At 68.6% G+C, this 21,108-nt stretch carries 16 protein-coding genes; 3 read left to right on the plus strand and 13 right to left on the minus strand.

Annotated features, from left to right (window positions below):
* Nucleotides 1-84: 84 nt before the first annotated feature.
* From DEJ29_RS09905 to DEJ29_RS09915, 3 genes are all read right to left on the minus strand, one after another.
* Nucleotides 85-519: a hypothetical protein gene (locus DEJ29_RS09905; protein ID WP_146248287.1), complete on the minus strand. Its 435-nt coding sequence runs from the start codon at nt 517-519 to the stop codon at nt 85-87.
* Nucleotides 520-704: 185 nt separating this feature from the next.
* Nucleotides 705-1,256, minus strand: coding sequence for a hypothetical protein (locus DEJ29_RS09910; protein WP_111094261.1), 552 nt, complete (start codon nt 1,254-1,256; stop codon nt 705-707).
* Nucleotides 1,253-1,456 (minus strand): hypothetical protein, encoded by a 204-nt coding sequence (locus tag DEJ29_RS09915; protein WP_111094260.1) that lies wholly within the window; start codon nt 1,454-1,456, stop codon nt 1,253-1,255. Before DEJ29_RS09915 ends, DEJ29_RS09910 begins: the two co-directional genes overlap by 4 nt.
* 643 nt (nt 1,457-2,099) lie before the next feature.
* Here DEJ29_RS09915 and DEJ29_RS09920 point away from each other — a divergent pair.
* The gene (locus DEJ29_RS09920; RefSeq protein WP_111094259.1) at nt 2,100-2,867 is read left to right on the plus strand and encodes a hypothetical protein; all 768 of its coding nucleotides are present in this window, start codon (nt 2,100-2,102) and stop codon (nt 2,865-2,867) included.
* A gap of 247 nt (nt 2,868-3,114) precedes the next feature.
* On the opposite strand, the gene DEJ29_RS09925 is transcribed toward DEJ29_RS09920, so the two are convergent.
* Both DEJ29_RS09925 and DEJ29_RS09930 read right to left on the minus strand, forming a co-directional pair.
* Nucleotides 3,115-3,423, minus strand: coding sequence for a hypothetical protein (locus tag DEJ29_RS09925; RefSeq protein ID WP_146248286.1), 309 nt, complete (start codon nt 3,421-3,423; stop codon nt 3,115-3,117).
* A 1,335-nt stretch (nt 3,424-4,758) separates the two neighbouring features.
* On the minus strand, nt 4,759-5,328 hold the full coding sequence (locus tag DEJ29_RS09930; protein ID WP_111094256.1) for a site-specific integrase: 570 nt from the start codon (nt 5,326-5,328) through the stop codon (nt 4,759-4,761).
* Nucleotides 5,329-5,900: 572 nt separating this feature from the next.
* Between DEJ29_RS09930 and DEJ29_RS09935 the strand changes: the two genes are divergently transcribed.
* Nucleotides 5,901-6,869, plus strand: coding sequence for a hypothetical protein (locus DEJ29_RS09935; protein WP_111094254.1), 969 nt, complete (start codon nt 5,901-5,903; stop codon nt 6,867-6,869).
* A gap of 486 nt (nt 6,870-7,355) precedes the next feature.
* Nucleotides 7,356-7,895, plus strand: a complete 540-nt coding sequence (locus DEJ29_RS09940; protein ID WP_173033968.1) for an HdeD family acid-resistance protein — start codon at nt 7,356-7,358, stop codon at nt 7,893-7,895.
* A 34-nt stretch (nt 7,896-7,929) separates the two neighbouring features.
* Here the strand turns inward: DEJ29_RS09940 and DEJ29_RS09945 are convergent, their stop codons facing one another.
* From DEJ29_RS09945 to trpC, 8 genes are all read right to left on the minus strand, one after another.
* The gene (locus tag DEJ29_RS09945) at nt 7,930-9,024 is read right to left on the minus strand and encodes a VIT1/CCC1 transporter family protein (protein WP_111094252.1); all 1,095 of its coding nucleotides are present in this window, start codon (nt 9,022-9,024) and stop codon (nt 7,930-7,932) included.
* 130 nt (nt 9,025-9,154) lie between these two features.
* Nucleotides 9,155-10,600, minus strand: a complete 1,446-nt coding sequence (gene pyk, locus DEJ29_RS09950; RefSeq protein ID WP_017887208.1) for a pyruvate kinase — start codon at nt 10,598-10,600, stop codon at nt 9,155-9,157.
* Nucleotides 10,601-10,779: 179 nt separating this feature from the next.
* Nucleotides 10,780-12,237: a glutamate synthase subunit beta gene (locus tag DEJ29_RS09955; protein WP_111094251.1), complete on the minus strand. Its 1,458-nt coding sequence runs from the start codon at nt 12,235-12,237 to the stop codon at nt 10,780-10,782.
* A 53-nt stretch (nt 12,238-12,290) separates the two neighbouring features.
* Nucleotides 12,291-16,895: a glutamate synthase large subunit gene (gene gltB, locus DEJ29_RS09960; protein WP_372501410.1), complete on the minus strand. Its 4,605-nt coding sequence runs from the start codon at nt 16,893-16,895 to the stop codon at nt 12,291-12,293.
* Nucleotides 16,896-17,116: 221 nt separating this feature from the next.
* Nucleotides 17,117-18,103, minus strand: a complete 987-nt coding sequence (lgt, locus tag DEJ29_RS09965; RefSeq protein ID WP_071244753.1) for a prolipoprotein diacylglyceryl transferase — start codon at nt 18,101-18,103, stop codon at nt 17,117-17,119.
* A gap of 96 nt (nt 18,104-18,199) precedes the next feature.
* Complete coding sequence (gene trpA, locus DEJ29_RS09970; protein WP_111094250.1) at nt 18,200-18,994, minus strand: tryptophan synthase subunit alpha; 795 nt, start codon at nt 18,992-18,994, stop codon at nt 18,200-18,202.
* Nucleotides 18,991-20,205, minus strand: a complete 1,215-nt coding sequence (gene trpB / locus DEJ29_RS09975) for a tryptophan synthase subunit beta (protein WP_071244754.1) — start codon at nt 20,203-20,205, stop codon at nt 18,991-18,993. Before trpB ends, trpA begins: the two co-directional genes overlap by 4 nt.
* Nucleotides 20,206-20,305: 100 nt before the next feature.
* A complete protein-coding gene (gene trpC / locus DEJ29_RS09980) occupies nt 20,306-21,091 on the minus strand; it encodes an indole-3-glycerol phosphate synthase TrpC (protein ID WP_111039113.1) in 786 nt (261 codons plus the stop codon).
* Between the last annotated feature and the right edge of the window lie 17 nt (nt 21,092-21,108).

Below are 21,108 nucleotides of genomic sequence, written 5' to 3' on the forward strand. Positions count from 1 at the left end.
CGGACGCGAATGACAAGGGGGCTGTTCACGTCTGCGCTGTCATTTCGGTAAACACCGCGTGCCCGCCCGAGATGGCCGGCATTGTCACTGCACAGACGCTGACTTCCGCGCTGTGGACCACAGCTTCCAAACCGCGATCACCACGCCGCCCAAGTTGAGAACGACCAGTGCCACGCAGGCCCAGGTGCCGAAACTGTCGAAGTCGACCAGGCCGCTGGACGCCTCGAGCGTCGCGTAGCCACTGGCGCCGACACCCAGACAAGCGACAAGCAAGACGATGATCGCCGTCACGACGTTCCGGGCTTTTGCCTGCGAGTTGAACAGATGCTCGAGCCTCTTCGCATAAAGGCTCTGCACCCGACGGACGTCGTCAGTGACGCTCCCTGCCTTTTTGTCGTTCTTCAGTTTCTCGGTAACTTCAACTAAGCGCTCTAGATGGCGCAGCGCTGAGGACTCGCTCTGAAACCGGATGAAGCCACCCGAGATCGTGATGAGCAGCCCCACGAGCGAGATGATCACAGGCCAAGTCAGATTCCCCATGCTGCTGGCTATCGACCGTCTGAGGGCCTCCGTCAGGTCCCGTACGACGCTCCCAGGCCGAAACAGCAGCAGGGTGTTCATCTCTGGGTTAACCCGTCCGTAACACCGCATGCCCGCCCGAGACGGCGGGCATTCTGCGTATCGCGGACCAGTAAGTCTTCGGCTCACGCAGCGGGTTCGTCTGGGAAGAACGCGATCCTCGGCTTTGGCTCCGACCCTCTCGACACCTTCTCGCGACCTCGCCGACGCAGCCGGACTGCGAACGCGCGCCACTGTGCAGTCGGATCGTGAAGACGGGTTGCCTCGTCGAGCACCTTCCACTCAGCAACCGCCCCAACGGGAAGTTGATGAGGAAGTGCAGGCCCGTCCACCGTTGCGCTCGAAGGGTCCACTCCGAAGCTGGCCTGGTAGACATCTGTCTTCTCCTTGAGGAAGCGGACCTCTCGGATTGCAACGTCGTTCTCCGCCCCCTTGCGCTTGTCCTCAAGGCCCACGTCCCAGACAGTCTCTGGGGACTTGCCCAGGTTCTGCACGACGACCGTGTACTCGACCTGCTCGATGAAGTCCCCTGCTGGATCGGCGAACGCGTATCCGTTTCCGCGAAGACTGACCGCGATCCGTGCCCGGTTCCGCACTCCCTGGACGATCTGGGTGCCAAGGCTGACGAGGGAGAGCAGGAAACCAGCGACTGCAACCCACGTGACATCGTTGTTCACTCTCGGGCTTCCTCGCGCGCCGCCCGAATGCGCGCCTTGGCTTCTTCTAGCTCGACTTCGCGCAGAGCTTGCGCCTCGACCATGGCTGATCGTCCGGCCGCCCGGCGAACAGGTGTATCCCGCGCCATGGTGACGAGCGCAGTAACGACGATCGCCAAAACGGCGAGCAGGAACGCAATGACGAAGATCGTGCCGGCCATGGGTCGAGCATACTGAGCGGCCGTCAGCCAGCGCTTCCCGGCGCTGTCTCGCCTGGGATGGGCTGTCGGAGCCACTTTGGGTTGGCTCCGACGAAATGGTGGTGGTCCGCCCGCGGAGCCGCACCGCGACAACAAGCAGGCACCGCCTTCGAGTGGGCCGGGTACGTGTCAGGGGCTGAGCAAGTCGCATCAGCCACCTGACGGCCCACTCGTCGTGCCCCAACACTCCTCGTGCCAGCCGACACGCATCAGCACCGCACCTAGCCGCCAGTCCACGCCTCGGGCGTAACGGACCGGTGGCACAGCGAACCTAACGATCGCGGCGCGAGTACGAGGACCCTTCAAGACCCTGACCAACCCGCTGTGGCGCGCGGAACCCAGACGTGAGCGGCCGACTACTTGACGTACATGGCACCCATGGAGGCGACATGGCTGGGCCTGGCTACTTCGATGTCCTCCCCGAACGCACGCGTCTCCGCGGTGAGTACGGCGACTACCGGCCGTGCGACGAGAGCGGGCCGCACGCAACCCGCTGCACGCTTCCGCCCGTGCATGACTACGCGCACTACGACGGCAGCGCCCCCGGACACGGGGGTCGGCCGAGGACCGCGTCCGAAGCAGGAGGACGACTAGATTCGCTGACATGTGGGACTGGCTATATGGGATTGACCTGCGCAGCGAGGGAGCGGCCGCCACGATCGGTGCTCGTCGCTACGACATCGACGTTGTGGAGGGCATCGTCGCGCTCATGCGCCTCCATTCACAGGCGATGGATGGCCCCGAGGGCCCTCTGAAGCCGGAACACGTTGACGTGGCAATTCGAGTTCAGGTGCGGGCCCCCCAGGAGGGCTACAACGGAGGCTGGTCGCAGGCATCCATGATTCGCGACGTAGAGCTTGCCCAAGTTCCGAACCTCAGCGACTCCGAACGGGAACGGATGTCGGTTACCGGTGCTGGGGGCCATGTCACCTTCACGAGGGGTTGGCCGGCGGAGATTCATGCAAACGACGAGGAGTTCCGCCGCGAGCTTGTCGCGTACATGCGCGCGGAGGGCAAACGGCTTTTTCCATGGTGGAAGGTGGTCGCCGCGTTGCCCGTCGTGGCTGGCTTCGTACTCGCAGGAGTGTGGGTTGCTGAGATAGCTGTGGGGGACCTCGACGGCCTCCTTGTCACGTACGGTTCCATCGTTTCGGCGGGCGCACGAGTCGCTGGATTCGCAACATCTCGATTCCTGATGTCGAGAGAGTCGAAGCGCGCGCGCCATCACCGGTTCCGGGGCGGCACGCGGGCGGAATTCCGCTCCGCTGTCACGAGTGTCAAGGCCGGCGTACTGACCGCAGCCGGTGGGACCGTGCTCGGTGTGATCCTCACGGTAGTCTTCTACAAGGCGACTGGTATCGCGCCAGTTTGACGCGAGCGAATGGCATCTCTCCACACCCGAGCGCACTCGGCTGCCTGGCCAAAGCCCCACTCAACGAGCACCGCGCGCTCCGTGTAGGCGATGACGCGCGCCTCGATCTCGAGGATGCGGTCCGGGAACTGCACCCAGGCGAGGACGGGGTCGGGCGGCAGGACGTCGTAGTCGGGCCCGCCTCGCGCTGCTTCCGGCAGCGAGAATGCAGGGCCAAGCGCCCATCGGTCGCGGCGCCGTCGTGCCATCAGTCGCGACGTGGCGCGAGCCTGCGCAGAGTGACGGACCGCCGCGGCACCCAAGCGTGCTGCAGCCGCCCCTGCCACGACATCTCGACGTACACGGCGACATCCGATCGGGCGACGGCGAACGCCTTCACTATCTCGAGTTCGGCGATCTGATCGAAGGCCAGACGGTCGATCCAGACCGGATCCCACGCATCAAGCCCCTCCGGACCGCCGATCTGGTCGGGCGGCAGTGATGCCGCCGCGTAGACGGGAACGTCTTGGTGCTGAGGCGCAGCCCATTTGTGCTCGGCCATGCTGATCATGTTCACCAAGACCACCGACAGAGGGCGGAGCCTCAGGCAGTTCCCCCGCGGGTAGCAGCGTCATCTCGTGTTAGACGTCGATGAACCACGACGACACCGTCCGTACGCGCGCTGCTACTGACACGCGCGAAGCCGACTCGGGTACCAGCACCAAAGTCGGTCCCGTGGTTTTCACCGCAACAGCCGCACACGCATTCGTCCCGCTTCGCGTTCCGGCAAGACTTGTTGCATTCGACATCCCGGTGGTACTCCTCGAAGATGTCGACCTCTCCCACCACGTCGGCAATCGCTTTGGCAACCAACTCGAGGTGCTGCCGCGCGACAGCCCAATGACCATGTTTCCCGTCAGCGTCAGCAATCCACCTTGCTTGCAGCGATGGGTGGCGCAAGTGTCTCAGCCAGTCGCCATTACTCTCACCTCCGCTTGCGTTACGCGGAAGGTAACGAATTTTGAGGTCACCCTCGATGTGACGAGTGATGGTCGGGCTCATGACGTGAAGATAGCTCGGGCACGTCGGAGTCGCCTGTGGCAGTCAGACGACGGCGGCCTACTCCCGAACTGCTCGCAGGTTCTGCGACTGCCACCCTTCCGGGATCGAGGCGAGGTAGGCACGCATGGACTGTTCGCTGCTTCCCCCTGATCGGCCGGCGCTCCTCCGCTGCAGGACGCGAGCAGAAGTCCGACGGCTGTTGCAGCTACGAAGGCCGATGCGATTCTGGTGTGACGGTTCATGGTGTTCCCCCTGTTGATGATGCTGGATCGGTGGGTGTGACGAGTCGCGCCATGGCTTCGAGGGCTGCGCGTTGAGCGCCGCGATCTCCTCGCGAGCGATATGCCCTCGACATCGTCACGGTGGAGTGGGCGACGATGTCGCCGATGACTGCTTCTGAGACGTCGGCTGCGTAGAGCAGCTCGACAGCTGCGTGCCGTGCGTCGTGAAGGCGACCGTCCCGCACGTGCGCTCTCTTCAGCACCTCGTGCCAATCACGTTTGTCGTCAGGCGGATCGATCGGAGACCCGTCGAGGGCAAGGGTGTCGCCCTGCCCAGTGCGTTTCGGGCCTGACGTCGACAGCAGCCCCTGCGGGTTTGGTTCCTCCACAGCAACCTGCACACGCCGTTTGATGATCGACCGCAGCGGATCCACCAACGGAACCACACGCCAACCTGCAGCGGACTTCGGCCGGGACAACCACAGTCCACCCGTCAGGTGACGGAACTCCTGATCCTCCGGAGCGTCCAGGTGCCGTTCGGGACACTTCGACCCCTGCCGCGCGCCGCAGCATGGCATGTCAGACGAGTGCCTCCTGCAGCCATGCGACCACGAGAACCGCTTCAACTGCTACGACAGATCGAGCTCGTCGGTGACACGGTCGAGCTTGAGGCCAAGGAGTTCCCCCTGCCGCGCACCCGTGAGCAGGGCGGCAGCGATGCGGGAGCCGAGCCGGCCATACGGCACTGTCTCGAGGATCCGCGCCCCGTCGTCCGCGGTGAGAGCGACCAGCTGCGCCGGCTTCTTCTTCGGTGCGCCGACCAGAGTCGCGACGTTGCGCGAGATGTGCTCATATCGGACCGCGTCCCGCAGTGCGAGAGACAGCACCCGATACGCCTGCTGTGCGCTGGCCCCGCCAAGCCCACGGTTACGGATGAACTGCTCGACCAGCCCGACGTGTGTCGGAGTGAGCGCGCGGAGGCCGACGGTTCCGATCGCCGGCACGATTTGCTGCTCAATCGAGGTCAGGTACGACGCGATCGTCTTCGGGGCGATCTTCTTCGAGTGGACGTTGGGGAACCAGTGACGGAGCCACGACTCGAGCGAATCGCCTTCGTCGACCGCGACATCGGCAAGTGCGGCAGCCAGTGCAGCGCGGTTCTCAACGCTGAGTCCGCTCACGAGCTCGTGCCAGGTCATGCCCTGAGCGTCGTGCCACGACAACCTCGTAGTCAAATGTCACTTGTGCTACTTCCGCGCGGTTGTGCCGATCGAAGCTGATAACGGTCGCGTAACTCCCCGCCGACCACTCTCTGAGTCGCGTCCAGGGGACGAACGTCAGAGCTCCGCTAGAGCCCGAGCAGTCGCGGTCGAAGCAACCCAGTCGATGTTCGCTTACGCGGCGGCAGCGTGGAACTTCACGCGGCCTCGAACTGCGGTTTCCGTGCTGGCAAACAGGTCGTTGTTGAGTCCCGCGATCAAGGACGCAGCTGCGTCCTGGAGCGCGCGGTACGCCTCGAGATCTTGCGCCTCGAGGGAAGTGATGAGCTTGGTTGCCGCCGCAGCCGCTGCCTTGCGTGCTTCTGCAGTTGACTGGTCGGCGCATTCGACCGCCCAGGTGTGGAGCGCAGCCAGAAGCACGGCGGCTTATTCGTGTGCGGGTCCGGAGAGCGCTGCGACGCGGGTGTACCGGTTCGCGGCCATCTCGACGAAACCGTCGGACTCGAGCCGAGCGTGTTGCCGGGGAGCTGAGTCGCTGTCATGCTTCGGCCATGGTGTCGAACGACGCCGACACACGAAAGTGGTCGGACTCTCTCCTTGACCTCTTCGGACCGCTAGCCACAGCCCTCCGGAAGAATTACGTCCTCAGTGGCTTCATCGCTCTGACAGCGGTGGCCATCGGTCTTCTGCCGAAAATCTTCGTCGACGACGATGGGGTACCGCGAGGATGGACGACGCCCGTCGTGATCGTGAGCATCTGCTCAGCTGCTGCCGCTGTGGCTCTCGACCGGATCGGGGACGACTTCGACAAGCGCGCAGCGAGACGCAAGACCGACGCTGAGCTGCAGGAGGCGAAAGATGCGGCGATGCTCGAGTACACCGGCAGTGTTGCCACCGCTGAGCGTTCGGTCTCGGAGCTCAACATCTTCATGCTCGAGGCGATCGAAGTGATGTTCCTAGAAGCGTCATCCCGGTCCACTGAGATCCTCGCGCTCAGGCGTCACCTTGCTCGATCCGCAGCCAACTCGATTGGGCCGAACACGCGGGCGACCTACTACACCCTGCTGTCCCGGATACCCGGCAATCGTGTACTCGGAGACCCCAAGCACGGAGCGACCGTCGGTAGGCGTGACAAGCCCGAGAGGCCGTGGCGCGAGTCCGAGAACGCGCACCACGACATCTGGCGTCTTCTGGACCAACCAGACGAGCACCCTGATGTCCACAATTACCCGGACGTCGTCTCTGACCTGGTGTGGGAGAACGTGCGGTACGACACGTTCCTCACTGTTCCCGTCAAAGCGCACGGGGTGGTCTTCGGCGTCCTGAGCGTGAACAACGCCGCCGCTGGTTCGATCGGGGAGGTTCAGCGCTCCGTCATCGTTGCCATGGCTCGAGCGATGGCTTTGGTCCTCGCATCGGATACAGGAGCTCGCACGCTGAAAACTCTGGCCGCCGGCGGCGATTTGTCGCACGGTGCGATTACGTTGTACGAAGACGACACGGACACTGAGAGGACGTGAGACATATGACGAGCATCCAGCCCACGACGTCTGGTCACACCGACAAGTCATCCAGTCCCCCAAACGACGCCCGCACCACAGCGGAGCGGCGTGACGCCGAACGGCGCGCATGGTTGCGAGCGCAAGCGATCTCGCTTGGCACCCACCGGCCCAACTGACAGAGCTCGAAGCTGCCCCCTCCGTCCCTGACGGAGGGGGCAGCTTATTGCTGGGCGCTCGAGTCCGCAGCAAGTCCGCACCAGCTCCACTGCAGCACTTGAACCAGCCACAACCGTGACCAGGGAGCCGGGCTCGCCGGGTGCGGCGTAGCTGGTGGGCGAGGGTGCGATGGTCATGGTGGTGCCCTTTCGACGACGCTGTCGGGGCGCACGGGTCGCGCGCCTGCTCCGCACGGTACGACCGCGGGGGTTGCAGGTCGTTGCACGGCCCGCGGCTCCGACGGGTAGCGTGCTGGACACCAGCGCTGGCGATCAGGGAGGAGCGCTCGTGGATTCTCGTGCCGTCAGGACGTTCCGGGTGTTCGTCGTCGTCACCGCCGTCGTCGCCATCGCACTGGGCATCGTGGCCATCGTCTGGCCCCGCCCGTCGCTCGTGCTCGTGGCGCTGCTGTTCGGCGTGTACCTCGTCGTGGCCGGAGCGCTCCGGGTCTTCGCCGCGGTGCGTGGGCACGGCACCCGTCCGGTGTGGCGGTGGACGTCCGGCATCGTCGGCGGCCTGGTCGCGGTCGCGGGGCTCGTGACCCTGCTCGACCCGGCGATCCCGCTCGTCGTCTACGCCGTGCTCGCCGGGGTCGGGTTCCTGATCGAGGGGGTCGCCGCGATCGTCGGCGGCTTCGTCGGCCACCCGGGATCGTCACGTGTCCCGACGGTCGTCAGCGGCGTGCTGTCGATCATCGGGGGCATCGTCGTGCTGGTCGCACCCGGACTCGCGCTGACCGTCTTCATGGTCTTCGCCGGCATCGCGCTCATCGTCGTCGGTGCCGCGGCCCTGCTGCTCCTGCCGCCGCGCGCCGCCGTCCGCCGCTAGCCGCGGCTCGCCGGCCGCTCGCCGCCGTCCGCCGCTAGGCCGATCCGGTGCCGAACAGCAGCCCGAGCACGTAGGTGACGATCGCCGCGCCGAACCCGATGGCGAGCTGCCGGAAGGCCCGCTTGCCGGGGGACGCTCCGCTCAGCACGCCGACGACGGCACCGGTGCCGAGCAGGGCGATGCCCACCAGCCCGCCGGCCACCGCGATCGCCGGCCAGCCCTGCATGCCGAACAGGAACGGCAGCACCGGGATGATCGCGCCCGAGGCGAAGAAGCAGAAGCTCGACACCGCGGCGCTCAGCCCGGTGCCGACCGCCTCGTGGTCGTCCGCGACCGCGGTCGAACCGGTCGCCGGTCGCCGCTCGCCGATGCCTGACAGCACCTGCGCGGCGTGCTCGGTCGCCTCGGCCTCGGACATCCCGCGCGCGCGGTAGACCAGCGCGAGCTCGTTCGCGTCGACGTCGAGGTCCGACACCGCCTTGCCGGCCTCGGGGTGCGGCGCGGACGCCTCGAGCAGTTCGCGCTGCGACCGGACGGAGACGTACTCCCCCGCCCCCATCGACAACGCGCCGGCGAGCAGGCCGGCGATGCCGCTCAGCAGCACGAAGTGCCGGTCGGCCCCGGAAGCACTGATGCCGATGATGAGCGCCAGGTTGGACACCAGGCCGTCGTTCGCGCCGAACACCGCCGCCCGGAACGTGCCGGACAGCCGCATCCGGCCCCGGTTCGCGAGCCCGCGTACGACCTCGCCGTGGATCCGCTCGTCGGCGGCCATCCGCGCGGTCGCGTCCGAGTCGTCGGCGTACGGGGAGCGGTCCTCGGCGCGCTGCATGAGCGCGAGGACGAAGACCGACCCGAACCGCTTGGCGAGCACGGCGAGCACCCGGGTGCGCAGGCTCCCCCGCTGCGGCCGTCCGACGTCGTCGCCGAGCAGGTCGAGCCAGTGGTCGGCGTGCCGTCCCTCGGCCTCGGCCAGCGCGGCGAGGATCTCGCGCTCCTCGCCGGAACGGCGGGCAGCGAGATTGCGGTACACGGCCGCCTCCGCACGTTCGTCGGCCAGGTAGCGACGCCAGCGGCGGACGTCGGCGCGCGGCGCCGGGGTGTCGGATCGGAGGCTCACAGCGACCATCCTGCCGCCTGCGGCCGACGTCCGGTCACCACCAGGGCCGTGGAGACGCGGCAGGGCGCGGACCGGAAGCGGTCGGCGCTGCGCGCGCCGGGCCTCCAGTCCGCGCCCTGGTGGCGACGGATCCCTCGGATCAGTCCCGGACGTACGCCGGCGCGGCCTCGGCGTGGGCGTCGCCCACCCGGTGCACGCGCAGGTCGTTCGTCGAGCCCTCGATGCCGGGAGGGGACCCGGCCGTCACGATGACGCGGTCGCCGGGGGCGGCCAGGCCGTTCTCGAGGAGGACGTCGTCCACCTGCGAGAAGAGCTCGTCGGTGTGGGTCTTCCGCTCCACCAGGAACGAACGGACACCCCAGGTGAGGGCCATCCGGCGGCGCGTGGCCTCGTTCGGGGTGAAGGCGATGATCGGCAGACCGTGGCGCAGGCGCGACATGCGGCGGGCCGAGTCGCCGGACTCGGTGAAGACGCAGAGGTACGACGCCTCGGTGAACTCGGCGATCTCGACGGCGGCGAGGGTGATCGCACCACCGAGGGTGCGCGGCTTGGTGCCGAGCGGGGCGATGCGCTCGAGACCGTGGTCCTCGGTGGACTCGACGATGCGGGCCATGGTGCGGACGGTCTGCACCGGGTACTCACCGACGCTCGTCTCACCGGACAGCATGACCGCGTCGGCACCGTCGAGGACGGCGTTCGCGACGTCGGACGTCTCGGCGCGGGTGGGGATCGGCGACGAGATCATCGACTCGAGCATCTGCGTCGCGACGATGACCGGCTTCGCCATGCGGCGGGACAGCTCGACGGCGCGCTTCTGCACGATCGGGACGGCCTCGAGCGGGAGCTCGACGCCGAGGTCACCGCGGGCGACCATGATGCTGTCGAAGGCGTCGATGATCTCCTCGAGCGCGTCGACGGCCTGGGGCTTCTCGACCTTGGCGATGACCGGCAGGCGCTTGCCTTCTTCGTCCATGATCTCGTGGGCACGCACGACGTCGCTCGCGTTGCGCACGAACGACAGCGCGATGAGGTCGGCGCCCTGGCGGATCGCCCAGCGCAGGTCGGCCTCGTCCTTCTCGCTCAGCGCGGGGACGTTGACGGCGACACCGGGCAGGTTGATGCCCTTGTTGTTGGACACCGTGCCGGGGACGACGACCTCGGTGCGGACCCGCACGCCGTCGGTGTCGAGGACACGGAGGCGGACACGGCCGTCGTCGATGAGCAGCGGGTCGCCGGGCTTGACGTCCTGCGGCAGGCCCTTGAACGTCGTGCCGCAGATCTCCTTCGAACCGGGGACGTCCTCGGTCGTGATGGTGAAGATGTCACCGACTGCCAGATCGTGCGGGCCGTCGGCGAACCGTGCCAGACGGATCTTCGGACCCTGCAGGTCGACGAGGATCGCGACGGGCTTGCCGAGTTCTTCGGCGGCACGACGGACGTTGACGTAGTTGGCCTCGTGGACGCTGTAGTCACCGTGGCTGAGGTTGAGGCGGGCGACGTCGACGCCCGCTTCGATGATCTCCTTGACGGTCTCGTAGTCCGACGTTGCCGGTCCGAGCGTCGAAACGATCTTTGCGCGTCTCAATGGATTCCTTCGTGGTGGTGGATGGAGCTTGGGTTTCCGCGCTGTGGGGCCGCGCGGAACGAAGCGAGGCCACCAGCACCCTACCGAGTGCTGGTGGCCTCGCGCTCACGGGAGCATGAGCATCTGGTGGAGACGGTCCGCCGCCTGGCGGCGGCCCGACATCTGGTGCGCGTCCGACATCAGACGGAGATCGCCCGGTCGGTCGCCTTGACCGGTGCCGGCAGGATCGTGGAGCCCTCGAGGTACTCGTCGACCTGTGCGGCCGCGGCACGGCCCTCGGCGATCGCCCACACGATGAGCGACTGCCCACGACCCGCGTCGCCGGCGACGAACACGCCGGCCTCGTTGGTCGCGTAGTCGGCACGGCGGTCGAGCGCCCCGGAGACCGTGGTCGGAAGACCGAGCTGCGGCTCGATGGTGTCCGCCTCGGGGCCGGTGAAGCCCATCGCGATGAGGACGAGGTCGGCCGGGATCTCCCGCTCGCTGCCCGCCTTCGGGACCCGTCGGCCGTCGAGGTACTCGGTCTCGGCGACCCGCAGTGCGCGGACCTCGCCGGCGTCGTTCGACAGGAACTCGACGGTGGAGGCGAGGAAGTGCCGCTCGCCGCCCTCTTCGTGGGCGCTCGTGATCTCGAACACGGTCGGGAACATCGGCCACGGCTGGTCCGACGGACGCTCGAGCGGCGGCTGCTTGCCGATCGCCAGGTTCGTCACGCTCAACGCGCCCTGGCGGTGGGCGGTACCGATGCAGTCCGCGCCGGTGTCGCCGCCGCCGATGACGACGACGTGCTTGCCCTCGGCCGTGATCTGGTTGTCGACCGTCGTGCCCGCGTTCGCCTTGTTCTGCTGGACCAGGTAGTCCATGGCGAAATGCACGCCCTCGAGGTCGCGCCCCGGGATCGGCAGGTCGCGCGGCACCGTGGCACCGGTGGCGACGACGACCGCGTCGTAGCGCGACTTCAGGTCATCCCAGGTGATGTCCCTGCCGATCTCGACCCCGGCACGGAACCGGGTGCCCTCGGCCTGCATCTGGGCGAGGCGCGCGTCGATCTGGCGCTTCTCCATCTTGAAGTCCGGGATGCCGTAGCGGAGCAGGCCGCCGATGCGGTCGTCCCGCTCGTAGACGGCGACCGTGTGGCCGGCACGCGTGAGCTGCTGCGCGGCGGCGAGCCCGGCGGGGCCGGAGCCCACGACGGCGACGGTCTTGCCCGTCAGGCGCTCCGGCGGGTGCGGGGTGACCCAGCCGTTCTGGAACGCCTGGTCGATGATCGAGACCTCGACCTGCTTGATCGTCACCGGGGGCTGGTTGATGCCGAGCACGCACGACGACTCGCACGGGGCGGGGCAGAGCCGACCCGTGAACTCCGGGAAGTTGTTCGTCTCGTGCAGGCGCTCGATCGCCTGGCGGCCCTCACCGCGCCAGGTCAGGTCGTTCCACTCCGGGATCAGGTTGCCGAGCGGGCAGCCCTGGTGGCAGAACGGCACACCACAGTCCATGCAGCGGCCGGCCTGGCGCTTCAGGACACCGGACTCCTGCTGCTCGTAGACCTCTTTCCAGTCCATGAGCCGCACGGGCACGGGTCGCCGGGGCGGGAGTTCGCGTTCCTGGACCTTCAGGAATCCCTTGGGGTCAGCCACCGGTCACCTCCGAGGTCGTGTCGGGCACTGCCTGTTCCGGACGTGCGTGACGCTCAGCCACCGGTCACCTCCATGATCCTGTTCCAAACGATGTCACCGTCGGGGTCGAGCCCCTCGTCGACGGCCTGTCTGCGCGTCTCGAGCACCGCCGCGTAGTCGCGCGGCAGCACCTTGACGAAGTCGCTCAGGTCTCCGGACGCCAGCAGGTCGGACGCGAGCGTCGACCCCGTCTCGTCGGCGTGCCGGGTGAGCAGGTCGGTGACGATCTCGACGTCGGCGCTGTCGAGCGCCTCGAGCCGGAGTTCGCCGGACGCCAGTGCGTCGGTGTTCACGTGTTCCTGGCGCAGGCCTCGGACGTACGCCGTTCCACCGGACATGCCGGCACCGAGGTTCCGACCGGTCTCGCCGAGGATGAGCGCGAGCCCGCCCGTCATGTACTCGAGCGCGTGGTCGCCCACGCCCTCGACGACGGCCGTGGCACCGGAGTTCCGCACCAGGAACCGCTCGCCCACGATGCCGCGGATGAACATGCTGCCCTGGGTGGCGCCGTACCCGATGACGTTGCCCGCGATGACGTTCTCGGCGGGGTCGAAGCCCGAACCGGCGTCGGGACGGACGACGATCTGACCGCCGGAGAGCCCCTTGCCGACGTAGTCGTTGCTGTCGCCGATGAGCCGCAGCGTGATGCCCGCCGGCAGGAACGCACCGAGCGACTGCCCGGCGGAACCGCGCAGCGTCACGTCGATCGATCCGTTCGGCAGGCCGTGCTCGCCGTGCCGCAGGGTCACCTGGTGGCCGAGCATGGTGCCGACGGCGCGCTCGGTGTTGCGGATGGGCAGGTCGAGCGCGATCGAACCGCCGTGGTCGAGCACGTCCGCGGTCTGCTGGATGAGCTGCACGTCGAAGTGCTGGTCCAGTTCGTGGTCCTGCTCGCGGTGGCGGCGGCGCGGTTCGGCGTCGTCGAAGTGCGGTCCCTTGAGCACCGGCGCGAGGTCGAGGCCCGACGCCTTCCAGTGCTCGACGGCACGGTCGACGTCGAGCGCGTCGGTCTGCCCGATGGCCTCGTCGAGGCTGCGGAAGCCGAGCTCGGCGAGGAGCTCGCGGACCTCTTGTGCGATGAACTCGAAGAAGTTCACGACGAACTCGGGCTTGCCGGAGAACCGCTTGCGGAGCTCGGGGTTCTGCGTGGCGACGCCGACCGGGCAGGTGTCCAGGTGGCAGACGCGCATCAGGATGCAGCCCTCGACCACGAGCGGGGCGGTCGCGAAGCCGTACTCCTCGGCCCCGAGCAACGCGGCCACGACGACGTCGCGTCCGGTCTTCATCTGCCCGTCCACCTGCACGACGACGCGGTCGCGCATGCCGTTCAGCATGAGCGTCTGCTGGGTCTCGGCCAGGCCGATCTCCCACGGGGTGCCGGCGTGCTTGAGCGAGTTCAGCGGGCTCGCGCCGGTGCCGCCGTCGTGGCCGGACACGAGCACGACGTCAGCCAGGGCCTTCGTCACACCGGCCGCGACCGCACCGATGCCGGACTGGCTCACGAGCTTCACGTGGACGCGGGCGGCCGGGTTGGCGCGCTTGACGTCGAAGATCAGCTGCTTGAGGTCCTCGATGGAGTAGATGTCGTGGTGCGGCGGCGGCGAGATGAGGCCGACGCCCGCGGTGGCGTGCCGGGTGCGGGCCACCCAGGGGTAGACCTTGGCCGGGGGCAGCTGACCGCCCTCGCCGGGCTTCGCGCCCTGCGCCATCTTGAGCTGGATGTCGGTGGCGTGCGTGAGGTACATGCTCGTCACGCCGAACCGGCCGGAGGCGACCTGCTTGATCGCGCTGCGGCGCTCGGGGTCGAGGAGCCGGTCGACGTCCTCGCCGCCCTCACCCGTGTTCGATCGGCCACCGAGTCGGTTCATCGCGATGGCGAGCGTCTCGTGGGCCTCCTTCGAGATGGACCCGTAGGACATCGCACCGGTGTTGAACCGCTTGACGATCGACTCGATCGACTCGACCTCGTCGAGTGCGATGGGCTTCCGAGCGCCCTGCTTGAACCGGAACAGCCCGCGGAGCGTCATGAGCTGCTCGGACTGGTCGTCCACGGCGCTCGAGTACTCGCGGAAGATGTCGTACCGGCGGGCACGCGTGGCGTGCTGCAGGCGGAACACCGTGTCCGGGTTGAACAGGTGCGGCGGGCCCTGACGGCGCCACTGGTACTCGCCACCGATCTGCAGCCGCTCGTGGGAGAGCACCGCACCGTCCTGCGGGTACGCCTGGGCGTGCCGCTCGGCGTTCTCCTTGGCGATGACGTCGATGTCGACGCCGCCCAGGATCGACGAGGTGCCCGTGAAGTACTTGTCGACGAACTCCTGGCTGAGCCCGACGGCCTCGAACGCCTGCGCACCGGCGTAGCTGGACACCGTGGAGATGCCCATCTTCGACATGATCTTCAGCACGCCCTTGCCGAGCGCCTTGATGACGTTCTTGACGGCCTGCTCCGGGGTGATCCCGGGGATCATGCCGGCGCGCACCAGGTTCTCGCAGGTCTCCATCGCCAGGTACGGGTTGATCGCCGAGGCGCCGTACCCGATGAGGGTCGCCACGTGGTGGACCTCGCGCACGTCGCCGGCCTCGACGATGAGCCCGACCTTCATGCGCTGCTCGGTGCGGATCAGGTGGTGGTGGACCGCGGCGAGGAGCAGGAGGCTCGGCACCGGTGCCTGCTCGGAGTTGCCGTCGCGGTCGGACAGCACGATGAACTGCTTGCCGGACTCGATCGCGGCGTCGACCTCGTCGCACACGGCGGCGATGCGCTTCTGCATCGCCTTCTTGCCGGCGTCGACGCGGTACAGGCCCTTGATCGTGACCGTCAGGTGGCGACCCGACTCGGTCTCGAAGTGCTGGACCTTGGCGAGCTGGTCGTTGTCGATCACCGGGAAGTCGAGCGTGATCTGCTTCGCGTGCTCGGGCCCGGCGGAGAGCAGGTTGCGCTCCGGACCGAGCCCCATCCCCATCGAGGTGATGACCTGCTCACGGATCGAGTCGAGCGGCGGGTTGGTCACCTGCGCGAACTGCTGCGTGAAGTAGTCGAAGAGCAGGCGTGGACGCTCCGACAGCACGGCGATCGGGGTGTCCGAGCCCATCGCGCCCAGGGGTTCGGCACCCGCTGCCGCCATCGGGCGCAGCAGGATCCGGACTTCTTCCTCGGTGTACCCGAACGCGCGCTGACGACGGGTGACCGACGCCGGGGTGTGCACGATGTGCTCGCGCTCCGGCAGGTCGTTGAGGTTGATGCGTCCGGCTTCGAGCCAGTCGCCCCACGGACCCGAGGCGGCGAGCTCGCGCTTGACCTCGTCGTCCTCGATGATGCGGCCGGCCTCGGTGTCCACCAGGAACATCCGGCCCGGACGCAGACGGCCCTTGCGCACGACCTTGGCGGCCGGCACGTCGATGACCCCGGTCTCGGAGCCCATCACGATGAGGCCGTCGTCGGTGACCAGGAAGCGTCCGGGGCGCAGGCCGTTGCGGTCGAGGGTGGCGCCGACGAGCGAGCCGTCGGTGAAGGTGATCGCGGCGGGGCCGTCCCACGGCTCCATGAGCATCGAGTGGTACTCGTAGAACGCGCGGAGGTCCGGGTCCATCCCGACCTGGTTCTCCCACGCCTCGGGCACCATCATCGACACGGCGTGCGGCAGGGTCCGGCCGGTCAGGGTCAGCAGCTCGAGGACCTCGTCGAACGAGGCCGAGTCGCTCGCCCCCGGGCTCACGATGGGCAGCAGCGGGGCCATGTCGCCGAGCAGTTCGCTCTCGAGCTGCGACTGGCGCGCGCGCATCCAGTTGCGGTTGCCGCGCACGGTGTTGATCTCACCGTTGTGGGCGATCGTCCGGAACGGCTGCGCGAGCGGCCACGACGGGAACGTGTTGGTGGAGTAGCGCGAGTGCACGATCGCGAGCTTCGACGCGAAGCGCTCGTCGCTGAGGTCCGGGTAGAACGGCTCGAGCTGCAGCGTCGTGACCATGCCCTTGTAGACCATGGTGCGGCTCGACAGCGACATGAAGTACAGGTCGTTGTCGTGCTCGGCGCGCTTGCGGAGCCGGAAGGCCTGGCGGTCGAGCGCGATGCCGCTCCACGAGGCACCGTGCACGTCGTGCCGGATGGAGGCGACGAACAGCTGCTCGAACGCCGGCATCGCGGCACGGGCGAGCGTGCCGAGGACCTCCGGACGCACCGGGACCTCGCGCCACCCGAGGACCTTCAGGCCCTCTTCGCGGGCGAGCCGCTCGACGGCGCCCTTCACCGCGTGGCGCGCGTCGTCGTCCAGGGGCAGGTAGGCGGTACCGACGGCGTACTCCCCCGCTGCCGGCAGCTCGAAGGGCACGACGGCCCGGAGGAACTCGTCGGGCACCTGGCAGAGGATGCCCGCGCCGTCACCGGTGCCCGCGTCGGAGCCCACGGCACCGCGGTGCTCGAGGTTCCGGAGCGCACCGAGCGCCGCGTCGACGATGTCGTGACCGGGCGTGCCGCGCAGGGTCGCGACCATCGCGAGTCCGCAGGCGTCCTTCTCGTTCGCCGGGTCGTACATCCCCGTGGCGTCCGGGATCGCGGAGAAGCGGCGGTGCGGCGGCACGAGGCTCGTCGGTGCCGAGGGCTGGGTTGGCTGGAGCGCCATGGGGAACCGTCCTCACGAGGAAGTGGAACAGGGACAGCGGTGGCCCGGTGGTGCGTTCCGCCCGAGCGGGCGGGACTGGTGCCCGTGCCCGCCGTCAGTGAGTTGCCCTGCCGGCCGGCGAGGTTGCTGGGCCCCGCTTGTGGCGGAGACCGTCTGGTGCTGCTGCTGGTGGTGCTGCACGTGACCGGTGGTCGTCGGGAGCGGGTGCTCCCACCACGGGATCAGCGAGTGGTCGTGACCGGTTCGTCGCTCGTGACGCCGTCTGCTGCGTCGTCGTCGTGCTCCGAGAAGGTGTCCTCGGAGTCTACAACGGAGGTCGGACGGGGCCCGCGACCCGGCAGGTACGGGCTCGGCTCCTTGCCGGTGTGCCGGCGGCTCTGCACCACGAAGATCAGGATGCCGATGACGACCGCGGCGAGGGCGACCCACACGTTGGTGCGGACCCCGAAGAAGGTCTCGCTCGTGTCGACGCGGATGGACTCGAGCACCGAGCGTCCGGCGCCGTACCAGATCAGGTACAGGCCGAGGACCTTGCCCCACTGCAGCGTGAACTTGCGCGCGAGGAACAGGATGACGACGACACCCAGGACGTTCCAGATGATCTCGTACAGGAACGTCGGGTGGAACAGCGTGCCCTCGGGCAGACCCTTCGGGAACGCGGCGTTGCTCGAGTCGATCTCGAGGCCCCAGGGCAGGCTCGTCGGCATGCCGAAGAGTTCCTGGTTGAAGTAGTTGCCCAGACGGCCGAAGGCCTGCGCGAGCAGGACGCCCGGCACCACGGCGTCGATGAACGACGTGAAGCGCAGGCCCACCTGGCGGCAGCCGATCCACGCGCCGACCGACCCGAGGATGAGTGCGCCGAAGATGGCGAGCCCGCCCTCCCAGATGTACAGGAAGGACAGCGGGTCGATGCCGGGGCCGAAGTAGTCGGACACGTGGGTGAACACGTGGAAGAGGCGACCGCCGATGATGCCGGCGGGCACGGCCCAGATCGCGATGTCGATGATGATCCAGCGCTCGACGCCGCGGGCGTTGAGTCGGCGGTTCGCCAGGACGACCGCGGCCACGATCCCGATCAGGATGCAGATCGCGTACGCGTGGATGCGGAAGTCGAGGGGCAGCGACCAGCCGAACGCGTCGCGCAGCCAGGCGGTCAGGTCGAAGTACTGCCAGGCGGTGCTCGGGCTCGGGATGCTCAGGAGGGGCATGGAGGTGCTGTCGCCTTTCGGAACTGACGGGGCGCGGTCGACGTGGCGTCGGCCTCGCTCACTGTAGCGCGGGTCGCGGGCCCGACAGGAACTGGACTAGCGGCGGCGGGCGCCGGTGGCGAGGTCGGCGGCACGGTCGGCCACGCCCTGCACACCGAGGTCGGCCAGCGCGCGGACGAACGCGGACCCGACGATGGCACCGTCGGCGTACTCGAGCACCTCGCCGACCTGCTCGGCCGTCGAGATCCCGAGTCCCACGCAGGTGCGCTCGACCCCGGCGTCGCGCAGGCGCGACACCACCGTGCGTGCGGCGACGTCGACACCGGCCCGTGCACCGGTCACACCCATCGTGGAGACGGCGTAGACGAACCCACGGCTGGCCTGGACCGCCTGGCGCATGCGCTCGTCCGACGAGGACGGTGCGGCGAGGAAGACCCGGTCGAGCCCGGTCCGCTCGGAGGCCTCGGTCCACGCGGAGGCCTCGTCGGGGATGAGGTCGGGCGTGATGAGGCCGGCGGCTCCGGCGGCGACGAGGTCATCGGCGAAGCGGTCCACGCCGTAGCGCAGCACCGGGTTCCAGTACGTCATGACGAGCACCGGCACGTCGGCCCGCTCGGTGATCTGCTGCACGGCGTCGAAGACCTGTGCGACCCGGAAGCCGTTCGCCAGGCTCTCCTCGGCCGCCCGCTGGATCACGGGGCCGTCCATCACGGGGTCCGAGTACGGCAGGCCGAACTCGATGACGTCCACGCCGTTCTCGGCGAGGGCGACGGCGGCGTCGACGCTGGTCTGCAGGTTCGGGTACCCGGCGGGCAGGTAGCCGACGACGGCTCCGGCGCGCTCGGCGTTGGCGGTGTCGATCGTCGTGGCGACGGTCCGGTTCGTGGTCACAGCTGCACCGCGTTCTCGTCGAGGATGCCGAAGTAGCGACTGGCGGACGCGACGTCCTTGTCGCCCCGGCCGGACAGGTTCACGAGCACGACGCCCTCGGGGCCGAGCTCCTTGCCGAGCTTCATGGCACCGGCGAGGGCGTGGGACGACTCGATCGCCGGGATGATGCCCTCGGTCTGGCTCAGCAGGCGGAACGCCTCCATCGCCTCGGTGTCGGTGATCGGCTGGTACTTCGCGCGGCCGATCGACGCCAGGTACGCGTGCTCCGGTCCGACGCTCGGGTAGTCGAGTCCGGCGGAGATGCTGTGGCTCTCGATCGTCTGGCCGTCCTCGTCCTGCATCAGGTACGACTTCGCGCCCTGCAGCACGCCCTCGCGACCGAGCGTGATGCTCGCCGCGTGCCGACCGGTCTCGACGCCGTCGCCGCCGGCCTCGAAGCCGTGCAGCGCGACGGACTCGTCGTCGAGGAACGCCTCGAAGATGCCCATCGCGTTCGATCCGCCGCCGACGCAGGCCGCGACGGCGTCCGGCAGGCGCCCGACGCGGTCGAGGACCTGCTGGCGCGCTTCCTCGCCGATGACCTTGTGGAACTCGCGCACCATCTCGGGGAACGGGTGCGGACCGGCGACCGTGCCGAGCAGGTAGTGCGTCGACTCGACGTTGGCGACCCAGTCGCGCAGGGCGTCGTTGATGGCGTCCTTCAGGGTGCGCGAACCGGTCTCGACGGGGATGACCTCGGCGCCGAGCAGTCGCATCCGGGCCACGTTGAGGGCCTGTCGCTCGGTGTCCACGGCGCCCATGTAGACGACGCACTCCATGCCGAACAGTGCAGCAGCGGTCGCGGTGGCGACGCCGTGCTGGCCGGCACCGGTCTCCGCGATCAGGCGGGTCTTGCCGAGCCGACGGGCGACGAGGGCCTGGCCGAGGACGTTGTTGATCTTGTGGGACCCGGTGTGGTTCAGGTCCTCGCGCTTCAGGATGACCCGGGCACCACCGGCGTGCTTCGCGAACCGCGGCACCTCGGTGATGATCGAGGGGCGCCCGGTGTAGTCGCGCTGCAGCTCGTCGAGCTCCGCACGGAACGCCGGGTCCGCCCAGGCCTGGCGGAAGGCGGCCTCGAGCTCGTCGAGCGCGAGGACGAGGGACTCGGGGACGAAGCGTCCGCCGAAGTCACCGAAGTAGGGGCCGTGCAGGTCGCGGAGTGAGGTCACGATGTGTCTCCCGGGACGAGTCCGACGCGGCTGGTCGGCCGCGTCGGACGGGTGGAACGTGCGGCCGCGGTCGGCGGCCTCGATACGTGGGCGGAGCCGGTCAGGCCCGGTCGGCGGCGTCGACGAACGACGCCAGGGTCGCGGCGGGGTCGTCACCCGTCACGAGCGCTTCGCCGACCAGCACGACGTCGGCGCCCGCCGCACGGTAGTGGGCGACGTCGGCGGGACCGGAGACCGCGGACTCGGCGACCCGCACGACCCCGTCGGGGATGCGGTCGGCGAGCGACCCGAACAGGTCGCGGTCGAGCGAGAAGTCGGTGAGGTCCCGCGCGTTGACGCCGAGGATGCGGGCACCGGCGTCGAGGCCACGCGTGACCTCGTCACCGGAGTGCGCCTCGACCAGCACGCGCATGCCGAGTTCTTCGGCCAGGGTGTGCAGCTCGACCAGGCGCGCCTGCTCGAGCGCCGCCACGATGAGCAGCACGACGTCGGCTCCGGACGCCCGGGCCTCGATCACCTGGTACGGGTCGGCGATGAAGTCCTTGCGGAGCACGGGGACCCCGACGCGGGCCTTCACGGCCTCGAGGTCGGCGAGGCTGCCGAGGAACTTGCGGCCCTCGGTCAGGACGCTGATCGTCGAGGCCCCGCCACGCTCGTAGTCGGCGGCGAGCGCGGCCGGGTCGGCGATCGCGGCCATCGACCCGCGGGACGGGCTGGCGCGCTTGACCTCGGCGATGATCTTCACCCGGTCACCCGGGCTGAGGAACGCGAGGGCGTCGAGCGGCGACGCCACCCGGTCGAGGTCGCGTTCGACGTCCGAGTACGGACGGTCGACACGACGGGCGGCGGCGTCCTCGAGCGCGCCCGCGACGAGGGTCTCGAGCACGTTCGGCATCGGGAGAC

It is taken from the genome of Curtobacterium sp. MCPF17_021, assembly GCF_003234605.2.
GTDB classification, from domain to species: domain Bacteria; phylum Actinomycetota; class Actinomycetes; order Actinomycetales; family Microbacteriaceae; genus Curtobacterium; species Curtobacterium flaccumfaciens.